The 19,605-nt window shown below is 71.6% G+C and carries 17 protein-coding genes; 5 read left to right on the forward strand and 12 right to left on the reverse strand.

Translation table 11 applies throughout. The features are described 5' to 3' along the window. From D451_RS0116670 to D451_RS0116690, 5 genes are read right to left on the reverse strand one after another with little or no spacing between them, the layout of a single operon-like run. The gene (locus D451_RS0116670; protein WP_017535274.1) at positions 1–768 is read right to left on the reverse strand and encodes an SDR family oxidoreductase; all 768 of its coding nucleotides are present in this window, start codon (positions 766–768) and stop codon (positions 1–3) included. Next, positions 765–1,649, reverse strand: a complete 885-nt coding sequence (locus D451_RS0116675; protein WP_017535275.1) for a TauD/TfdA family dioxygenase — start codon at positions 1,647–1,649, stop codon at positions 765–767. The genes D451_RS0116670 and D451_RS0116675 overlap by 4 nt, the downstream gene beginning before the upstream one ends. Continuing rightward, positions 1,646–5,824, reverse strand: coding sequence for an AMP-binding protein (locus D451_RS0116680; RefSeq protein ID WP_017535276.1), 4,179 nt, complete (start codon positions 5,822–5,824; stop codon positions 1,646–1,648). Before D451_RS0116680 ends, D451_RS0116675 begins: the two co-directional genes overlap by 4 nt. Next, positions 5,821–6,408, reverse strand: coding sequence for a DUF6309 family protein (locus D451_RS0116685; protein WP_014910613.1), 588 nt, complete (start codon positions 6,406–6,408; stop codon positions 5,821–5,823). Before D451_RS0116685 ends, D451_RS0116680 begins: the two co-directional genes overlap by 4 nt. Continuing rightward, positions 6,405–7,172: a phytanoyl-CoA dioxygenase family protein gene (locus tag D451_RS0116690; protein WP_017535277.1), complete on the reverse strand. Its 768-nt coding sequence runs from the start codon at positions 7,170–7,172 to the stop codon at positions 6,405–6,407. Before D451_RS0116690 ends, D451_RS0116685 begins: the two co-directional genes overlap by 4 nt. Positions 7,173–8,051: 879 nt before the next feature. On the opposite strand from D451_RS0116690, the gene D451_RS0116695 reads away from it, so the two are divergent. Further along, on the forward strand, positions 8,052–9,026 hold the full coding sequence (locus tag D451_RS0116695; protein WP_014908765.1) for a TIGR03557 family F420-dependent LLM class oxidoreductase: 975 nt from the start codon (positions 8,052–8,054) through the stop codon (positions 9,024–9,026). A 115-nt stretch (positions 9,027–9,141) separates the two neighbouring features. Continuing rightward, on the forward strand, positions 9,142–9,774 hold the full coding sequence (locus tag D451_RS0116700) for a GNAT family N-acetyltransferase (protein ID WP_234305944.1): 633 nt from the start codon (positions 9,142–9,144) through the stop codon (positions 9,772–9,774). On the opposite strand, the gene D451_RS0116705 is transcribed toward D451_RS0116700, so the two are convergent. Next, entirely contained in the window at positions 9,729–10,700 is a 972-nt protein-coding gene (locus D451_RS0116705) for a LysR family transcriptional regulator (RefSeq protein WP_020379960.1), read from the reverse strand. The genes D451_RS0116700 and D451_RS0116705 overlap by 46 nt on opposite strands. A 75-nt stretch (positions 10,701–10,775) precedes the next feature. Here D451_RS0116705 and D451_RS0116710 point away from each other — a divergent pair, with 75 nt between their 5' ends. Then, complete coding sequence (locus D451_RS0116710) at positions 10,776–11,963, forward strand: MFS transporter (RefSeq protein ID WP_241463345.1); 1,188 nt, start codon at positions 10,776–10,778, stop codon at positions 11,961–11,963. 72 nt (positions 11,964–12,035) lie between these two features. On the opposite strand, the gene D451_RS0116715 is transcribed toward D451_RS0116710, so the two are convergent. The 6 genes from D451_RS0116715 to D451_RS0116740 form a co-directional block, all read right to left on the reverse strand. Further along, a complete protein-coding gene (locus D451_RS0116715) occupies positions 12,036–12,821 on the reverse strand; it encodes an ABC transporter ATP-binding protein (protein WP_017535281.1) in 786 nt (261 codons plus the stop codon). Then, positions 12,797–13,651, reverse strand: a complete 855-nt coding sequence (locus D451_RS0116720) for an ABC transporter permease (RefSeq protein WP_017535282.1) — start codon at positions 13,649–13,651, stop codon at positions 12,797–12,799. Before D451_RS0116720 ends, D451_RS0116715 begins: the two co-directional genes overlap by 25 nt. Continuing rightward, on the reverse strand, positions 13,648–14,472 hold the full coding sequence (locus D451_RS0116725; protein ID WP_017535283.1) for an ABC transporter substrate-binding protein: 825 nt from the start codon (positions 14,470–14,472) through the stop codon (positions 13,648–13,650). The genes D451_RS0116720 and D451_RS0116725 overlap by 4 nt, the downstream gene beginning before the upstream one ends. Positions 14,473–14,836: 364 nt before the next feature. Then, the gene (locus D451_RS0116730) at positions 14,837–15,331 is read right to left on the reverse strand and encodes a DUF3995 domain-containing protein (RefSeq protein WP_241463346.1); all 495 of its coding nucleotides are present in this window, start codon (positions 15,329–15,331) and stop codon (positions 14,837–14,839) included. 192 nt (positions 15,332–15,523) lie between these two features. Next, the gene (locus tag D451_RS0116735; RefSeq protein WP_017535285.1) at positions 15,524–16,363 is read right to left on the reverse strand and encodes an urea carboxylase-associated family protein; all 840 of its coding nucleotides are present in this window, start codon (positions 16,361–16,363) and stop codon (positions 15,524–15,526) included. Between the two features lie 138 nt (positions 16,364–16,501). Beyond that, positions 16,502–17,425 carry a LysR family transcriptional regulator gene (locus tag D451_RS0116740; protein ID WP_014911919.1) on the reverse strand — a complete coding sequence of 308 codons (924 nt, stop codon included), beginning with the start codon at positions 17,423–17,425 and terminating at the stop codon, positions 16,502–16,504. A gap of 131 nt (positions 17,426–17,556) precedes the next feature. Here D451_RS0116740 and D451_RS0116745 point away from each other — a divergent pair, with 131 nt between their 5' ends. Both D451_RS0116745 and D451_RS0116750 read left to right on the forward strand, forming a co-directional pair. Continuing rightward, positions 17,557–18,645, forward strand: a complete 1,089-nt coding sequence (locus tag D451_RS0116745) for a tartrate dehydrogenase (protein WP_017535286.1) — start codon at positions 17,557–17,559, stop codon at positions 18,643–18,645. Between the two features lie 46 nt (positions 18,646–18,691). Next, positions 18,692–19,588, forward strand: coding sequence for an alpha/beta fold hydrolase (locus D451_RS0116750; protein ID WP_017535287.1), 897 nt, complete (start codon positions 18,692–18,694; stop codon positions 19,586–19,588). The last annotated feature ends 17 nt before the right edge of the window (positions 19,589–19,605 follow it).

The raw sequence follows: 19,605 nt of genomic DNA on the forward strand, positions 1-19,605 counted from the left end.
TCATCCCCTCCCGATGAAGGGCATAGAGGCCGGTAGGACGGTGACGTACTGGACGTTGGTGTCCGGGGGCATCGACGCCATCAACAACAGCGTCTCGACGAACCGTTCCACCGGGATCGTCGTCTCCACCGCCATCGTCCCGTCCGCCTGCATCGAGGGCGGCTGCGGGCCGCCGTCCAGCGGGGCCACGTTGCCGACGTCGATCTGTCCGCAGGTGATGCCGTACGGCCGCCCGTCCAGGGACAGCGCCTTGGTCAGACCGAGGACGGCGTGCTTGGCGGTGGTGTAGGCGGCGGTATGGGGCCGGGGCGTATGGGCGGAGGGCGCGCCGTTGTTGATGATGCGTCCGCCCTGCGGGGACTGCTCCCGCATCACCCGGAAGGCCTCACGGGCGCACAGGAACGTGCCGGTGACCGTGGTGTCCATGATCGTGGTCCAGTCCTCGAACGCGATCTCGGCGACCGGCCTGCGGGGCACGGCCGCGCCCGCGTTGTTGAAGAGCAGGTCCACCCGGCCGAACCGCTCACGCGCGGAGGCGAACAGCGCCGCGACCCGCTCTGGATCGCGGATGTCGGTCGGGGCGGCCAGGAGCCGCCGCTCCCCGTCCCCGGCCAGGGCGATCGTCTCCTTCAAGGCCTCCTCGCGGCGCCCGGCGATCACCACCGACCAGCCGGCCTCGACCAGGGCGAGCGCTCCCGCCCGGCCCAGCCCGCCACCGCCGCCGGTGACCACGGCGACGCCGCGCCGCCCCTCCTCCGGGGCGCTCATCGGTCACCGTCGTTCATCCAGGCCCGGAGCACGCGGCGCGCCCGAGGACCGGGCTCGTCCACGTAGGGCGAGCGTCCGTGCAGGACACGGCTGTTGCGGATGAACAGCAGGTCGCCCGCGGCCAGCCGCAGCCCGAAGGCGATCTCCGGCCGGTAGAGGACCTCGTCGAGCACGTCGAGGGCCTCCCACTGTCGGTCGCTCAAGGGAGGACCGCCCCGCTCGGGCGAGGTGCGCACGGTCCGGGTCTGGTAGTAGCAGCCGGTGGTCCCGTCCTCCTGGGTGAAGAGGATGGGGGAGACGATGACCTGCTGTCCGGCGCGTCCGGTCCGGTCGAAGGTCCAGTCGCCCTCCAGGGTCTCCAGGACGTCCGGGCGCTCCCGGGCGATGATCTCCCGGACGTGGCGCGCGCTCGCGAGCTTGGTGTTCCCCCCGCCCAGGACCGCCGGCTGGAGGCAGAGCAGGACGAGCACGTCGCAGGTGTCGCAGTGGAAGCCCAGCTCGGTGGCGCCGTCGCCGTCGCGGTCGCGCAGCACCTGGAACAGGTCGCCCTGGGCGTTCTGCGGGATGATCTCACCGAAGTCCCGCAGCAGGAAGGACAGGGACGTCACGATGTCGACCTCGTCCTCACTCGGGTCGAGCAGGTCGGGGACGTGCGCGAAACCCACCGAGGCGACGCTCCCCTGGACGAAGGACCGCAGCCGCTCGCGCGCCTCCTTCCCCTCGCTCCAGGCCCGGGCCGCGGCGTCCCGCCTGAGCAGCCGCCGGTCCTCGTCGTCGAGGGGCATCGACCACAGGTCGCTCCGGCTCTCCAACGTCGTGCTTCCCCAACCGATCTCGGTCACGGTGTTCTCCGTCATCTCCTGGTCCGTTCCCTTCGTCATGGCCTCGGGTCACCTGGTCTCGGGAGGAAGCCGACGTCCACGGCCCAGGCCATGGCCGCCGACCACCACGTTCGGGTCGGAGGGGCGAAGCGGACCCCGGCGCGCTCCAGCGTCGACGTCGTCCGCGAGCCGTCGACCACCACGTTGCGGTCCTCCAGCTGCGACCACGCCATCGCCAGGCGCGCGGCGGTCGGATCGCTCCGTTCGAGGCGGGAGAGGGCCTCGGCGAACCCGTGGTCGTCGGTCAGGGTGATCGGATATCCCAGGTCGACCAGCCAGGACACCAGTTCGTCGTGGGCCACCGTGTGCGGGGACTCCACGTGGTGGACCCCGGGAGCCGAGTGCGCTCGGGTCGCGATGCCCGCCGCGACCGTGTCGACGTGGGAGAAGGCGAAGCCCTCCGAAGGGCGACTCGGGGCGGCCCCGGCCAGGACGTATCCGCGTACGAGCTGGTAGATCCGGTTGTCGGCCACGTTGTCCTGGAAGGCGCCGGTGCGGCTGTGCGCGGCGATGTGCCCGCTGCGGTGCACGTGGTAGGGGCGGCCGCCGGCGGCCCAGGCGCGGACGGTCTCCTCCGCCGCGAACTTCGTCCTCTCGTAGGGGGTGCGGAAGTCCTGGTCGATCCGCAGGTCGGCCTCGGAGAACCGGCGGGGAGGTCCGTCGACCCGGCCGGCGACCGCGAGCGTGGACAGGTGATGCAGTCGCGCGTCGGGCGCCTCCTTCTCGATCCAGGCCACCAGGCGTCGGACCGCGAGGTCATTGGTGCGTTCCAGTTCCTCGGGCGGGGCGACCAGACGTACGTCGGCGGCCGCGTGCACGATCACCTCGGCCCGGCGGGCCAGGGCGAGCCCGTCGCCGCCCAGCCCCAGCCCTTCGAGGTCGATGTCCCCGGCGATCACGTCCAGGGCCCCTTCCGAGCCGACGGGGGCGCCGGTCCGTTCGGCGAGCCGTCGGGCCGCGTCGGCGTCGTCCCGCCCCCGGACCAGGCAGGTGACCCGGGAGCCCCGGTCCAGGAGCGCGGTCACCAGGTGCCGGCCCAGATAGCCGGTGGCCCCGGTGAGCAGGACGTGGGGCGGCGGTTCCAGGACCCGGGCCCGAGCGGGGGAGGGGAGCCCGGGGTGCAGGAGGTGGCCCGAGGGCGGCACCGCGTTCGGTATCGGTGCGGGGGCGGGTGCCTCGGCCTCCGCCGCCACGGTGCGACCGAGGGCGGCGACGATCTCCTCGGCCGCGTCGTGCGACAGCCACGGCCACGCGTACACGAGGTCGATCACCAGCCTCCCCTCGACGACTCGGGCGGTCAGACGGAGCCGATGCAGCGGATCGGCGCTCGGGCAGCGTGCCGGTCCCGGGCTCTCGGAAGCCACCGACCAGCGCAGGGTCGGCTCGTCGGGCAGGGTGAAGGTGCCCAGGAGGTTGAAGCCGACCTCGGGGCGGGGACCGGCCGCGTCCATCGGCCGTTCCGGGGCCTCGCGGAGTCGGCGTTCGGTCTCCTCGATCGTCTCCGCGGTCGGGCGGGTGCCGTCCACGGCCACGTGTTTGACCGCCGTGAACCAGCCGACGGTGTCCATGTAGGCGTCGCCCCGGTCCGTGGTGTCCCGACCGTGGGTCTCCACCTCCACGGTGAGGGCCTCGCCCCCGTCCCGCGTGGAGACGGCGTGGGCGAACGCCGACAGCAGAAGGGCCTCCAGCCGTTGGGAGCGCCCGTGCCTGTGGAGGAGCCGGTCGGTGGCCCCGGCGTCGAGGGACCAGGTGAGGGCGGCCGGCTCGGTCCCGGCCAGGGCCTCGGGGCGGACCGGTGGGTCGGCGGGGGCCGGCGGCGCCGTCGCGGCCCATCGGTGGAAGTCGGCGGTCGGCGGTGGGAGGGCCGTGTCCCCGGAGAGCGCGGCGCGGTAGGCGTGGGCCAGGTCGTCGAGCAGGATCCGCCAGGAGAGGCCGTCCACCGTCAGGTGGTGCGCGAACAAGGCGAGCCGGTCCGGTGCTCCGTCCCGTCCGGAGAAGAGGTGGACACGGAGCGAGAGGCCGGCCGCCGGGTCCAGGGTGTGCTGGAGCTCGGCGCAGGTGGCCTCGACCCTCTCCGCCGCGTGTTCGGGGTCGCGGGGGAGCCGGGAGAAGGTCACCGTGTCCAGGTCCTCGACCTCCCGGGGCGCACCCGGACCCTCCGGGCCGATCGGCCGGCGCAGGGCGACGTGGCGGGTCAGGACCGTGCCCACCGCCCGGACCAGGGCCGAGGGGGCCACCGGCACCCCGCACTCCAGGAGGATCGCCTGGTTCCAGTGGCGCAGCTCCCGCGCCTCCTGTCGGAAGAACCACCGTTGGGCGGGAGCGAGGGCGAGCGCGTCGGCGGTGTCCCGTTCGGCTCCGGCGGAGACTCCTTCCCCGGTCACGGGTCGTGCGACCGACACCAGGAGCAGGGGCGAGGGGGAGCGGTAGAAGTCCTCGAAGGCGACCCGGTATCCGTGACGCCGCAGCAGGGTGATGGTGCGCATGGCCAGGATCGAGTCCCCGCCCAGGCTCAGGACGTCGGAGTCGGGCGCGACGTGGGACAGCCCGAGCGCGCCCGCCCAGAGTTCGGTGACGGCCTCCACCAGGGGGAGCCGTTCCGGGGACGGGGATGGTTCCGTCGCCCGGACGGAGGGCTCGGGCTCGTGCTCCCTCGCCGCGGCCTCGTCCACCAGGACGGCGAGACGTTCGTGGTCGAGCTTGCCGTTGGGCCCCGTCGGGAACCCCGTCAACGCGACGATCGGCCGGGGGATCGAGTACTCGGGCAGCCGATCCGTCAGGTGGACGCGGAGTTCGGCGAGGAGGCGTTCGGGGTCGAGGCCCGGCCCGGGGCGGACCGCCGCCGCCAGACGCGCCCCCGAAGGGGTCCGACGCACGACGACCGCGGCCTGGTCGACCCCGGAGAGGTCGCCCATCACCCACTCGACGTCGGCCGGGTCCACACGATGGCCGCGGATCTTGACCTGGCGGTCCGTACGGCCGGCGAAGACCAGGTCCCCCTCCGGCCGACGACGGCACAGGTCGCCGGTCAGGTAGCCGATCCCGCCCCGGTGGGGGACGAAACGCCGCGCGGTCTCCTCGGGGCGTCCGAAGTAGCCCGCGGTGACCCCGCGGCCGCCGATCAGCAGTTCGCCCTCTTCGGGTACGGGTGTCCCGTCCGGACCGACCAGGTCCAGGACGACCTCGCCGATCGCCGTGCCGATGGGGACCGTGGGCTCGTCCGCCGGAAGCTCGGACGAGGAGGCCACGAAGCAGGTGGCGCCGATGGTGGTCTCGGTGGGGCCGTAGTGGTTGACCACCTGGCGGGCCACCCCGGTGTCCAGGAGCCCGGCGGCCAGGGAACGGGGCAGCGCCTCACCGCCCAACAACAGGGTGCGCAGAGGCGGGCTCCCGGCCGGCCTTCCCTCGGCCAGGGCGGTCAGATGCGACGGCGTCGTCTTGAGCACCGCCACCCCGGCCCCGGCCAAGGAGGCCCAGAAGGCGGCCGGCTCCCGGGTCTCGTGGTCGGGGACGACGTGCACCGATCCACCGGTGGCCAGGGCGAGCAGCCAGGCGGTGTGCCCGAGGTCGGCCGCCAGGGTGGTGACGTGCGCGCAGCACGGCGCCTCGTCCTCGCCCAGATCCAGCCGCGCGCGCAGAGAGAGCGCGTAGTGCACGGCGTTGGCGTGGGTGACCGTGACGGCCTTGGGCTCTCCGCTCGACCCCGAGGTGAAGGAGAGATAGGCGGGCGCGGCGGGTGCGAGCACCGGAGGCTCGAAGGGACGTGGGGCCGGGTCCGGGGCGTCCACGTCCAGGATCTCGACCGGACGTCCCTCGGGGACGGGGAGGGAGGCGTCCGCGACCAGGACGCACCGCGCGTCGACTGAGTCCAGACGGCGACGCACGTCGGCCGCGCTCCACGTGGGGTCGATGGCCACCGCCGCCGCGCCGGAGCGCAGCACCCCGTACAGCAGGGCGCACACCCGGGCGTCGCGAGGGCCCGCGATCGCCACCCGGTCACCGGGAACGACACCGAGTTCGTGGAGTCGGACGGCCACACGATCGGCCGTGAGGTGGAGCGCGCGGTAGTCGAGGGCACGGACACCGTCGGACAACGCCGGCCGCTCCGGATACGCGCGCGCCCGGTGGGTCAGCACGTCGGAGAGCGAGAGGGCCGGGCTCATCGTACGGGTCAAGGGCGTGGGCCTCCGGTCCGGTCGGTGTCGGGACGTGGGGGCGGCGGCCCCTGCTCGGACGAGGACTCCGGGACACCGGCGACGAACGCCTCGGTCCTCTCTCCCGGCGCCAGACGGTCGGACAGCGCCCAGGCCACCGACCGGTGCAACCCGTCCAGGTGGATGAGACCGCTGCGCACGCGCAGGTCGGCGTAGTCGGGGTGCGGGATCGGGCTCGTGCTCAGGTAGATCGGGCTGTGCGGGGAGCGTCGGAACAGGTCCAGCTTCTCCGCGCAGACCGGGTTCTCCCTCTCCATGGCCTCCGGGTCGGAGCGGACGAGTTCCGCGGCCTCGCCCACCGTCGTCCCGGTCTTGGGCACGAGGGCGAACCCGCCGCCCTCGCTCAGGTGCCAGGGCAGGGTGATGCCGAGGACCTCTTCGCGGGTGAGCAGGACCCGGACCCAGGTGCCGAGCATCTCGTCGGCCATCTCCAGGGCCCGTTCCCCGTCGCCGTTGGTGTTGGACCGATGTTCACGGTCGAGGGGGTGGTCGCCGCGATAGACCGCTCTCACGTAGGAGAAGGCGACAGTGCCGATGATCCTCATACGGAAGGACTCCGTTCCGCCGGTGTGTATTCGTCGAAGTGCCGTTCCGCGAACAGTTCGGGTCGGCGCCCGCCGTCCAGGTCCAGTGCCCGGGCCCGGGCCCGGGCGAGCATGTGCCGCCAGAACGGCTTCACGGGGCGCCACAGCGCCCCCACCTGACAGTACGAGGCGTCGACGAAGTAGCGCGGCTTTCCCGAACCGGGGATGTCCGAGGGTCTGCGGGCGTGGAACAGGGCCGAGTTCATCAGCACGGTCGACCCGGGCGGGAGCCGGTCGACGACGATCTCTCCGGGCAGTGCGGCGGTGTCGAGGTGGGCCCGGGCCCTCTTGTCGGCGTGTTCCAGGTGGGAGCCGGGCAGGAGCACGAGGTGGCCGACGGAGCCGTCGAGTCCGCCGAGGTAGTGCAGGGCGTGGACCATCAGCAGGTCCGGGTCGTCCCGGTCGTTGGGCTCGTGGTCGTGGTGCCAGGGTTTGCTCCCGGTCACGTCCCCGTGGCGGTCGCTGTGCAGATGATGGAAGACGAACGGGGCGGCCATCAGCTCGTCGAGGATCCTCATCAGGGGCTCATGCGCGAGGAGTCGACCGTGCGAGGGCAGTTCCAGCTCCATGAGCGGCGGGGGCGGGGCCTGGGAGCCGGGGGAGAGACAGGCGGCGATCGAACGTTCGCGCCAACCCTCGTCCACCCAGCGGTCCACCTCGGGGGCCAGGCCGTCGACGAGGTCTTCGGGCAGGAAGCCGGGGAGGATCAGATAGCCGGATTCCATGAAACGTTTCCGTTGTGCGGCTGTCGTCTCTATTTCCTGGGGAAACGTGTCCGTCAAGTTATCGCCCCTCATTCGGGTGCGGGCGGCGGGCCGTCCGACGGGTGCGGTTCGGGTCGGAGAGGATCGGTGGGGAACGCCGCTCGGTGGGCGCGCTGAAATGACCCTCTCCGTGCCTTTCGTTGGTCTGTTCCGGGTGTCGCCCGGAAGGCCGAGGAGATGTTCGAGGACTCGGCTTTATCAGTTTCCAGTTGTGGAGGGTGATGTCAAGGGAATCGGCGAGGAATCGTCCGATCTTCCTTCGTGTGTTCTCGGTTCGGCGGGCTGTGCGATGGCGTCGGCCTTCGTCGCCTGCGGTGATGGTGGGGTACGGGTTTGAACGGAGGCCGTATGGCTGCTGGTGGCACGTGGTGTTCGGTATGTCAATGGCGGACGTCGACTGTTTTCCCTATCTTTTCACGGGAGGGGTTATGTGTCCCCTATCGGGTAGTTCATGGGGGTTTGTAAAGATGTTGCTACGGTGAGTTATGGTGATGTTGTTGCACGAGTAGCGGGATGTCTTTTATCGAATCCGAGCGATGCCCTTTCGTTCGAAAACGGGTCCTTGGTAGGGTCTGCTCGGTGAAGTCGTCCGTGGGGGACTTCACTTCAAGACCCATCCCCGAACGAATGGATTCGATCTCGTATCGTGTCCGTGCGCACGCCCTTTCCGATCCTTTCCGATTCCGTACTCCCCGAGGCGCACAGATGTGGCCCGGCGTTCGAGGCGGAGCGGTCCGGCCTCCGTTCCGAGTGAAACGGAGCCCATTTCTGGACCAGGTCATGTTTCCGTCGCCCGCGTCACGGTCATGGCGGAGGTAGGGACGAAGGGGAGGGATTCGAATGAAGGTCGGCTACAAACTGTTCGCCGAGGGGTTCGGGCCGCGCGAGATCGTGGAACAGGCGGTACGGGCCGAGCGGGCCGGATTCGACTTCGTGGAGATCAGCGACCACTTCCACCCCTGGCTGTTCAGTCATGGGCACTCCGGGTTCGTGTGGTCGATGCTGGCCGCGATCGCCGAACGGACCGAGAACATCGGCCTGGCGACCGGGGTCACCTGTCCGATCCTGCGGGTCCACCCGGCGATCGTCGCCCAGGCGGCCGCCACCACGGCCCTGCTCTCCGAAGGCCGTTTCACCCTGGGCGTGGGCTCGGGTGAGAGGCTCAACGAACACGTGGTGGGGCGCGGCTGGCCCAGCGCGACCATCCGCCACGAGATGCTGCGGGAGGCGGTCACCATCATCCGCATGCTGTGGTCCGGTGGCTACCACTCCTACAGGGGCGAGCACCTGGTCCTGGAGGACGCCCGGGTGTTCGATCTGCCGGAGGAGCCCCCGCCCATCGCCGTGGCGGCCGGAGGAAGACGCGCGGCGGAGCTCGCCGCCGAACTCGGTGACGGGCTTTTCGGTACCGAGCCGGATCGGACGCTGGTCACCGACTACCGGGAGATGGGCGGAACGGGGCCCGCCTACGGCGAGGTGCCCCTGGCCTGGGCCGCGGACGACGGTTCGGCGCTGGAGTCGGCGCGCGAGATCTTCCGGTTCGGTCTCACCGGATGGAAGGTCCAGTCCGAGCTGCCCAACCCCGTCAACTTCGAGGCGGCGACCTCCCTGATCAGCAGGGACGCGATGGGGGACGTCTTCGGATACGGCCCCGACCCCGAACGGCACCTGACGGTGGTCCGCGAGTTCGTCAAGGCCGGCTACGACCATCTGGTCCTGATCAACGCCGGTCCGGACCCGGAGGGCTTCTTCACCTTCTTCGAGGAGGAGCTGTCCGGCCCGATCCGCGACATGGTGCAGATGCCGCTGGGTTGACGCGTCTTCAGGGACACCCCGGGATCTCGCCGGGTGGCGCAGGTCATAGGCGGAACGCCCCGGTTCCCGTTACTGTACCGTCCGGACGGTATGAGAAGGGGAGTCTGTGGAGACCATGGTGAAGCCGCGCGTGAAGGCCTCGGTACGCGACGCCGGGACGACGGACGTGGCGGCGATCGGTCACGTCCTGAGCCGGGCCTTCGAGGGGGATCCCTTCAACGAGTGGATGTTCCCCGACCCCGCCCTGCGCCCCGCGCGCTCCCGACGCCTCTACGCCCTGGAGGCCGGGTTCGAATACCTGCCGCACGGAAGGGTCGAGGTGGCCGACCTCGATGGACGTGTGGTCGGCGCCGCCCTGTGGGGTGACCCCGACGCCCGGGACACGTGGGTCGCGCTGCGTGTGGCCCCGCACCTGCCCGGGATCTTCGGGATGCGACGGCTGCCCACCGTGCTCAAGGGGCTGAAGCGGCTCGAAGAGCACTTCCCCCGCGGGCCGCACTGGTACCTGGCGGAACTGGGCACCGACCCCGACGTGCGCGGCTCCGGGGCGGGCAAGGCGTTGTTGCTCTCGGGTCTGGAACGGGCCGACCGCTCCGGGCTCCCCGCCTACCTGGAATCGAGCAAGGCCGAGAACCTCCCCTTCTACGAGAGGTTCGGTTTCCGGACCACTGCGGCGATCACCGTCCCCGACGGCCCCACGCTCTACGCGATGTCGCGTGAGCCCGGCGCGGGGGAGAGCCCCGCGTAGCAGGGGGAGTCGCCCCCGTAGACCTCGGCGAGCAGACCGGCCAGCGCGGTGAGCTGTGGACCGGTGTCGGCGGTCCGTCGGACCAGCCCCAGCTGGGAGGGCTCCTCCCATTCCGAGATCGGCAGGCAGCGCACGTCGGTCCTGGAGATGCTCTGGGCCATCGGACGGCAGACCAGCATGGCGTGCGTCCCCGCGGCGACCAGCGCCAACCCCTCCTGGACGGTGTTGATGCCCGTACCCGAGCGGATCGGCCGGCCCGACGGCGTGGTCGGCGGGACCCGGGCCGCCATCCAGTAGTCGGGGGCGTCCCCGACCGGCCGCAGCAGGTCGAACTCGGCCAGTTCCTCCACGCGCACCCCCTCGCGTGAGGCCAGGGGGTGGGCCGTGCCCACCGCCAGGAGCTGTTCCTGGGGTGGGAAACGGAAACCCACGGTGAGGGCGGGGTCGTGGACGGGCAGCTCCACCAACGCGGCGTCCAGCCGCCCTTCCAGGACCGCGGAGAACGGGGAGCCCAACGGTATCTCGCTGAGCGTCACCGTCACCTCGTGTTCGGCGCGCAGGAGGCGGAAGGCCTCGGTCACCTGCTCGTAGACGCTGCCGTGGAAACCCAGTCGCAGCTCGCGCAGGGCGCCGCGCATGGCCCGGTCCCGGGCGCGGAGGAAGGTGGTGCTCAGGTTCTCGTAGGCGGGCCGCACCTCCTCGACGAACTGGGCGCCGAATCGGGTGAGCGACACTCGACGGCTGGTGCGCTCCACCAAGCGCACGCCCACCCGTCGCTCCAGGGCCGAGAGGAGTTGGCTGGCCCGGCTGGGGGAGTAGCCCAGACGCGCGGCGGTCCGCCCGAAGTGCAGCTCCTCGGACAACACGAGCAGACACTCGATCTGTTGGACGTGCACCTGGTTCAACGTTCCGCTCCCGCCCGTCATATCGTTGAGCCTAGCTCAACGATCGCTGAGCGGATCGCTGTTGTTCGCCCCGGTGACGGCCGCTTGGCTGGACCCATGAGTTCAACCGTGTCGACGACGGCCGTCGACGATTCCCGCACCACGCCCCGACGGTGGGCCGCCGTCGCGGTGCTGTCCCTGAGCACCTTCCTGGTCGTCACCTCCGAGATGCTGCCGATCGGCGTGCTCACCCCCATGGCCGAGGGGCTCGGCATATCGACGGGCGCCACCGGATCCAGCCTCACCGTCACCGGTCTGGTGGCGGCGGTGACCGCCCCGCTCGTCCCCCGGCTGCTCGGCGGACTCGACCGGCGGACGGTCCTGGCCGTGGCCATGGTGGTCCTGGCGCTGGGCAACGCGCTCACCGCCCTCGCCTCCGGTTTCGCCTTCATGGTCCTCTCCCGCGTGATCCTGGGACTGGCCATGGGGACGGTGTGGGGGATGGCGGCGGCGGTCACCACTCGACTGGTGGCGCTCCGCGACGTGGCCCTGGCCGTGTCCTTCGTCATCGGCGGGGTCGCCGCCGCCTCCGTGGCCGGTGTGCCCCTGGGCACCATGGTGGGCGACGCCCTCGGATGGCGGGCGGCCTTCACCGCCCTGGCGATCGCGGCGCTCGTCCTGGCCGCGGCCCTGACCATCGCGCTGCCACGACTGCCCCGACCGGCGGCCTCGGCCGGCGACGACGGACCGGCCCAAGCCTTGCTCCCCCCGGCCGTGGCCATCGGCCTGGCGATGGTGGCACTCCTGGTCACCGCGCACTTCGCCGCCTACACCTACGTGCGCCCCGTCCTGGAGGAGCACTCCGGACTCGCCCCGACGGCGATCGCCCCGCTCCTGCTGGTCTACGGCCTGTTCGGGCTGGCCGGGAACTTCCTCGCCGGGGCGACGGCGGCCCGCCGCTCCCGTCTCACGATCCTGACCCTGGCCGGCGGGATCGCCCTGGCCGTCGCCCTGTCGGCGCTCTCGGGGCAGACGTCCTGGGTCGCCTGGGTCTGGATCGCCCTGTGGGGCGCGGCCTACGGCGGTGTCTCGGTGGCGGGCCGGCTCTGGATGACCCGCGCGGTACCCCACCGGGTCGAACAGATCGCCGGACTCTACGTCGGGGTGTTCACCGCCTCGATCGCCCTGGGCGCCCTGCTCGGCGGGGTTGTGGTGGAGGCGGCGGGGCTCGTCCTCCTGCTGTGGAGCGCGGCTGCCCTGGCCCTGGTCTCCCTGTTCGTGGGGGTGTTCGGCCCCCGAAGGTGACCGGAGCGCACGATGACCGCCGGGTCCTCGCGGGTCGCCCCCGCGAGGACCCCTTCCGTCGTCTCTCGGCCCTCACTCGCCGGTCGCCCGCTCCTCGCGGTCCACGCCGAGCAGGGAGAGCAGCCGGGCGCGCAACGCCGCGAAACCGGGGGCGGCGACCTCGCGCGGGGCGGCGAGGTCGACCCGTAGATCGGCCGCGACCACCCCCTCGGACAGGACCACCACCCGATCGGCCAGGACTATGGCCTCGTCCACGCTGTGCGTGACCAGGAGGACCGCGGGGCGGTGCCGCTCGGTCAGTCGCAGGAGGAGGTCCTGCATCCGCGTCCGGGTGAGGGCGTCCAACGCGCCGAACGGCTCGTCGGCCAACAACAGGCGCGGCTCGCGCACCAGAGAACGGGCCAGCGCGGCGCGCTGGAGCTCCCCGCCGGAGAGCTCGTGGGGCCAGGCCCGCTCCCTGCCCTCCAACCCGACCTCGGTCAGGGCCGCCCGACCGCGCTCGCGGGCCCCGGGGCCCGGCAACACCAGGGTGACGTTGGCCAGGACCCGCTGCCAGGGCAGGAGCCGGGAGTCCTGGAAGACCATGGAGACGCTCTCGGGTGTGTCGACGTCCCCGGCCCCGGCCACCCCGTGGTCGAGCCCGGCCACCGCCCTGAGCAGCGTGCTCTTTCCCGAACCGCTGCGTCCCAGCAGGGCGACGAACTCGCCGCGAGCGATGTCCAGGTCCACCCCGCGCAGGACCGCGCGTCCGTCGAAGCCGCGGGTCAGACCGCGTACCCGGACCGCGGGGGCCTCGGTGGTCAGGGGCGCCCCCTCGGTCGGGGGAGCCAGGGTCAGCCTTCCAGTGTGCGACGCCATGTCAGCGCCCTCCTCTGTACGAGTCGAACGAGTCCGTCGAGCAGTAGACCGAGGACGGCGTAGACGACCAGACCGACGACGATCACGTCGGTCTGCCCGTAGCTTCCGGCCAGGGTCATCATGTAGCCGAGGCCGTTGGTGGAGTTGACCTGTTCCACCACGACCAGGGACAGCCAGGCGGCGGTCACGGCGAAGCGCAGCCCGAGCAGGAAACCGGGCAGTGCCCCGGGCAGGACCACCCGGCCGATGAAGGTGGCGCGGCCCGTGCCGAGGGTCTCGGCCAGCTCCACGTACCTCTGGTCGATGGCGCTCAGCGCGTTGTGGGTGTGCACGTAGATCGGCACGACCACCGCCAGGGCGATCGTGATCACCTTCATCTCCTCGCCGATGCCGAACCAGAGGATCAGCAGCGGCAGCAACGCCAGGTTCGGAACGGCCCGGTTGATCTGCATGGGGCCGTCGACCAGCCCCTCGCCGATCCTGCTCAGCCCCGCCACCAGGGCCAGGGCCAGGCCGGTCGTCACGCCCACGCCCAACCCGAGCAGCGCCCGACCGGCGGAGGCGAGCAGATGTTCCTGCAAGGTTCCCGCCGAGATGAGGTCGGCGGCCGTCCGCGCCACCGTCCAGGGCGCCGACAGGGTGCGTTCCTCGATGAGGCCGGTGGCCGACCCGACGAACCAGACCGTCAGGAGCAGCAGCGGGCCCAGGGCGAGCAGCCCCGGTACGCGGGGTCCGGGGCCCGGACCCCGACGACGCGCGCGGCGTTCGGGCAGGGGGACCGTCGTGGAGCGTTCCGGGCCGGCCCCGGGGGCGGGGGTGTGGTCGCTCATCGGGCGTCCCCCTCGGTCAGGCCCTCGAAGGCGACGGTCTCGAAGCGCGTGTCGTAGACCTCCTCGCGTACGTCCACGGAAGGCCATTCCTGGATACGGGAGAGCAGGTCGGCGGTGGCCTGGTGGCGTTCGATGGTCTCGTCCCAGTCCTCGGGGATCACGCTGACCCCGTCGCGCTCCACGAGGTGTTCGGCGTCCTCGGGGCTCAGCCCCTCGTGGTCGACGTAGAAGCCCTCGGCCCACTCCTCGGGATGTTCGCCGATCCACACCTGGGCCCGGCCCCAGGCCCGGACCAGCTCCCGGATCGCGGCGGCCTTGTCGGCGTCCTCCAGGACGCTTTCGGGCGTGTACAGGTGCCAGGGGTCGTCGCGCAGCCCGTGGGGGAGCACGGTGGCCCCGTCCCGGGCGTACCGGTCCAGGTAGCGGCGGATGAGCACGTCGCCCAGAGGCGCGACGTCGACCTGGTCGGAGGCCAGGGCGTTGACGTAGGTGTCGTCGACACTGGTCATCTCGACCAGTTCCACGTCCTCCGGCTCCAGCCCGACCGATTCCAGCACGCGCAGGACGAGTGCGCCCTGGGCCTGGCCGGGGCTGTAGGCCACGCGCGCGCCCTCGATGTCGGAGAGGTCGTCGATGTCGGCGCCGGGCGCGATCCCGATCTCGTAGAGGGGGTGTTCCAGTGGCGCCTCGCGCTCGGCGGCGGCGACCACGCGCACGTCCAGTCCGGTCCACCGGGCGTGCAGGGGCGGGATGTCGGCGACGGCGCCCACGTCGAGGGCCTCGGCGCGGAAGGCCTCGGAGGTCTGTGGTCCACCGAACATGTTCGCCCACTCGACCTCGAAGGGCAGGTCGTCGATCTCGCCGGACAGTTCCAGGGCGCGCTGGGTCCGGGGATCTCCGACGACGAGCGTGGTCCCCTCGGGGATCCGTTCGGGCAGCGGGGCGTTCAGGGGCAGGTACTCGCCGCCCTCGTCCCCGGAGCAGGCGGTGGCGGCGAGCAGGCAGGTCAGGGCCAGGGACAGGCCGGGGATCAGGGGGTGGTGGCGTCGGGGGTGGATGACGGGCTCCTCGGTGGGTGGGGTTTCGGGGCCTGTTCAATTCCCACATATCCTACTTATTAAGTAGGTTTAATGGCAATGGCACCCCGCCCGCCTCCACGCGACACTGGACCCATGACCCGGAGCGTCAGCCGGTCGGGGCGCGCGGGTTCCGTGTCCGCCCGGGCCCGCGCGCCGCCAGACCGAAGGCCAGGCCGCCGACCACGAACCAGGGGTTCCAGAGCAGCAGCGTCCACAGCCGCTGCTCCGCGCTCACCTCCACCCACCGGCCCGCCGTGTCGAACAGCAGCAACGCCTCGACCGCGAGCCCGCGCGCCAGGAGGACCGCGCAGGCGCACCACCCCAGCGCCGTGACCACTCGCCCTGCCGCACCGGCCGGTCTCGATTCGCCCAGAAGCCATCCGAGCGCGGCGCCCACCAGGCACAGCGCACCCACGCCCCACAGGCCCACCAGTACGAACCACCCGGGGCGTTCCTCGGCCAGGGGGCCCGCGGAGACGGCCAGTCCCAGGTCGCCGCCGAGCGCCCAGTAGAAGTGCGCCGCCGCGAAGACGAGCGCCCAGGCGCACGCGATGCGCCCCCACGGCCCCGGTCTCGCCCCGCCCAGTCGATCCTCGCTCATGGACGAGAGCATGCCATCGCCGCGCGGCCCGAGGGAGGTCGGGCCCACCACCGCACCTCGCGGGCGGGCACAGGGAGCCGGAGACGGATCGATCCGTTCCAGGGCGAGATCGCGCCGCTCCGATAGGGCCGGTGACCACCACGGACGACGACGGCTTCGCTCGACACGGAGCGGCTCCGCCGATACCGGGCCTCACCCCTGGACGGGCCCGCGTAGACCGTGCGCCCCCTTATAGGCGGCCGGCTCCGGTGGGCTCCACCCTTGGAGCAGGTCGGGTGAGGGCCGCCGGATCTCCACCGCGAGGGGGCGGCACACGTCGATCGGGTCGCGGGCGTCCGGCCCCCACAGCGGGACCGAGAGGTCGCCGCCGGGGCAGGTCGACAGGGCGCACAGCAGGTCCTGTTCGGCGAAGAACTCCAGGAAGTCGCCGGTCCGCGCGGGAGAGGCCTTCATGAAGTACCGGTCCTCGTCGTTGAGGCCGGTGCACTGGAAGACGTTGAGCACGTCGTGCACGTCGAACTCGGTCAGTCCGTACGGCAGCACCGCCCGGGTCAGGTTCGAGTGGCAGTGCAGGTCGAAGTCCTCACCGGTGAGGATCCGGTTCACGTAGGGGTCGCACCGTGTGCCCAGCAGGTCGTGGACGCGCCCGCCGTCGGCGTCGGTCCCGTAGCCCTCCAGGGAGTCGGCGGTGATCGTGGCCAACGGCCGCAGCCGGGGCAGCGTCGACCACAGTCGATCGTGGCGGGACACGTGGGCGCTCTGCAACTGTCGGGTGCGGGAGGCCCACAGTCGTTCCCGGGGATCGTGCCGGTTCCAGAGGTTGAGGTCGCCGACCTGGGGGCCTTCGGGGGCGATGATCCGGAACAGGTGCCCGGCGGGTACCTCCCAGGCCAGGCCGGAGCGGATCGGCAGGACGAGGTGTTCGACCACCTCCTGATCGTCGGAACGGGCGGCGAGACGGTCGTAGAAGGCGGTGTCGACGTCGAGGACGCCGCCCTCTCCGACCCGGTAGGCGGCCTCGGGTGAACCCATGGGTCTCCTCGTCTGCTCGGTCGGGGTCGAGAGGGGCGTCCCTCGACCGTGTCCGGTGGGATCCCTACCCCTCCTTCGCGAGGCGGACCCCCGCCCCTCGTCCCCTGTGGACGACGGGGCGCCCGAGCGGGGCCGACCTCAGCCGGTGGCGGGGTCCGCCAGGCGGCGTTCCAGCCCCGAGGCCAGGTGGTCGAGCAGCGCCGTCGTGCGCCCCGGCAGATGGGCGGTGGCGTCGGTGATCCCGAAGATGTCCGCCGGCGGTGTGGGCACCTCCGGCAACAGGCACACCAGCAGTCCCCGCTCCACCAGTGGTCGCGCCTGCCAGGCCGAACGGAACATGATGCCCCGGCCGGCCAGACACCAGTCCAGGATCACCTCGCCGTCGTTGCAGGCCATGTCGCCGGACACGCGGATCGCGCTCTCGTCGTCCGGGCCGGTACCGAACCGCCACACCCCGAAGTCGGCGTCGTTCTCCTTGATCACCAGACAGTCGTGGTCGGCCAGCTCCGACAGCGATCGGGGCGCGCCGTGCTCGGCCAGGTACGAGGGGGCCGCGCACAGGATCCGACGGTTGGCGTGCAGCCGTCGGATCCGCAATCGGGCGTCGGGCGGCGAGCCCACCCGGATCGCCAGATCGTAGCCGGATCCGGCGATGCTGAAGGCGTGCTCGGACAGGGTCAGGTCCATCTCGACGGCCGGATGCGCGGTCGTGAACTCCTCCAACAACGGTGCGATGTGGCGGCGGCCCAGGCCCAGGGTCGAGTGCACCGACAGGCGACCGCGCAGTTCTCCCGAGGCGCGGCTCACCCGTTCCTCCAGGTCGGCGCGGTTCTGCACCAGATCGCGTGCGCCCGAGGCGTACAGCGCGCCGCTCTCGGTCAGGGTGAGCCGGCGGGTGCTCCGCTGGATCAACTGGGTGCCCAGACGGGACTCCAAGCGGGTCAGACGCTTGCTCACGGCGGACAGGGACACGCTCCACGTCCGCGCGGCCGCCGTCATGTTGGGCGAGCGCGCCAGAGTAGCGAAGAACTCCAGGTCGTCCAGGTCGGAAAGGGTGGACATCGTCTCGCTTCTTGCGTTGGAGGAAAGAGAGCGTTGACCGGAGGGCTGTTCCTCCGTGTCGGCTTTCCTCCTAGTTTGGTCCGGCATGAGAGTGCGGTGAACCACCGCCACGAACACGAAGGGCCTTGCGCATGTCGGAGAGCTACCGGATCGCCGTGATCCCCGGGGACGGAATCGGTAAGGAGGTCGTCCCCGAGGGGGTGCGGGTCCTGCGCGCCGCCGCCGAGGTCTTCGGGTTCGGGCTCGACCTGGTCGAGTACGACTTCGCCTCGGCCGACTACTGGCTCGAACACGGGAAGATGCTCCCCGACGACTGGTTCGAGGAACTGTCCGGCTACGACGCCCTGTTCCTGGGCGCCGTAGGCTGGCCCGAGGTCGTCCCCGACCACGTCTCCCTCTGGGGCAGCCTGCTGAAGTTCCGTCGCGGGTTCGACCAGTACGCGAACGTCCGCCCCGTCCGGCTCATGCCCGGGGTGACCAGCCCGCTCGCCGGTCGCGGCCCCGGCGACGTCGACTTCTACGTGGTCCGCGAGAACACCGAGGGCGAGTACAGCTCCATCGGCGGCAGGATCTTCGAGGGCACCGACCGGGAGACGGTGATCCAGGAGACCGTCATGACCCGCACCGGCGTGGACCGGATCCTGCGCTACGCCTTCGAACTGGCCCGCACCCGTGACCGCCGGCACCTGACCTCGGCCACCAAGAGCAACGGCATCTCCGAGACCATGCCCTACTGGGACGAGCGTGTGGCGGCGATGAGCGCCGAGTTCCCCGACATCACCGTGGACCAGTACCACATCGACATCCTGACCGCGCACTTCGTGCAGCACCCGGACCGGTTCGACGTGGTCGTGGCCAGCAACCTGTTCGGCGACATCCTCTCCGACCTGGGCCCGGCCTGCACGGGGACGATCGGCATCGCCCCCAGCGCCAACATCAACCCCGAGGGCCGCTACCCGAGCCTGTTCGAGCCGGTCCACGGTTCGGCCCCCGACATCGCGGGTCGGGGCATCGCCAACCCGGTCGGACAGATCTGGAGCGCCTCCATGATGCTCGAACACCTGGGGCAGGAGAAGGCGGGCGCCGCCGTCCTCGGCGCGATCGAGCGCGTGCTCGCCGGCGACCGTTCCGTGTTCACCCCGGACCTGGGCGGGAACGGTACGACCGTCGGCCTGGGCAAGGCCGTCGCCGACGAGCTGGTCGAGGGGGCCCGGGCATGACACACGTCCACCGCGAGGCCGGGCCGAGCGCCTACGGGGAGCGGTCATGGTCCACACGCTGATCCCCGGTTTCGAGGCCTCGGACCTCACCCTGGCGAACGGGCAACGGATCCGTACGGCGGTCGGCGGTCGAGGCCCCGCGCTGCTGCTCCTGCACGGGCATCCGCAGACCCACGCCACCTGGCGCGAGGTCGCCCCCGAGCTGGCACGCGACTTCACGGTCGTCGCCACCGACCTGCGGGGTTATGGGGACTCGACCTCGCCGGAGAGCGAACCCGACCACGCCTCCTACTCCAAGCGGGCGATGGCCGCCGACCAGGTGGAGGTGATGCGCCTGCTCGGTCACGAGCGTTTCGCCGTGGTCGGCCACGATCGGGGCGGACGGGTCGCGCACCGGATGGCCCTGGACCACCCCGAGGCGGTGGACCGGCTCGCGGTCATGGACATCGCCCCCACGGCGACCATGTACGACCGGACCGACCGCGAGTTCGCCACCCGGTACTTCTGGTGGTTCTTCCTGATCCAGCCGTCCCCGCTGCCGGAGACGATGATCGCGGGGGCGACCGAGACGTACCTGCGCGCGCATCTGCGCGGACAGAGCCGCAGCGAGGGCGTGCCGAACGAGGATCTGGTCCAGGAGTACCTGCGCTGCTACCGGGACCCGGAGACGGTGCGCGCGATCTGCGAGGACTACCGCGCGGCCGCCGGGATCGACCTGGAGCACGACCGTCACGACACCGAACGCGGACACCTGGTGACCCGGCCGCTGCTCGCCCTGTGGGGTGCGCGGGGCACGGTCGGTCGCCTGTACGACGTCGCCGCCACCTGGCGGGAGGTCTGCTCCGGACCGGTGACCGGCTCCGCGATGGACTGCGGCCACCTGCTCCAGGAGGAGCGCCCGGCCGAGCTGGTCTCCCGGCTGCGCGCCTTCCTCCAGGCGTGAGCCGACCCCCTCGTCCC

The sequence above is a fragment of the Nocardiopsis alba DSM 43377 genome (genome assembly GCF_000341225.1).
In the GTDB taxonomy this organism is placed as follows: Bacteria; Actinomycetota; Actinomycetes; order Streptosporangiales; family Streptosporangiaceae; genus Nocardiopsis; species Nocardiopsis alba.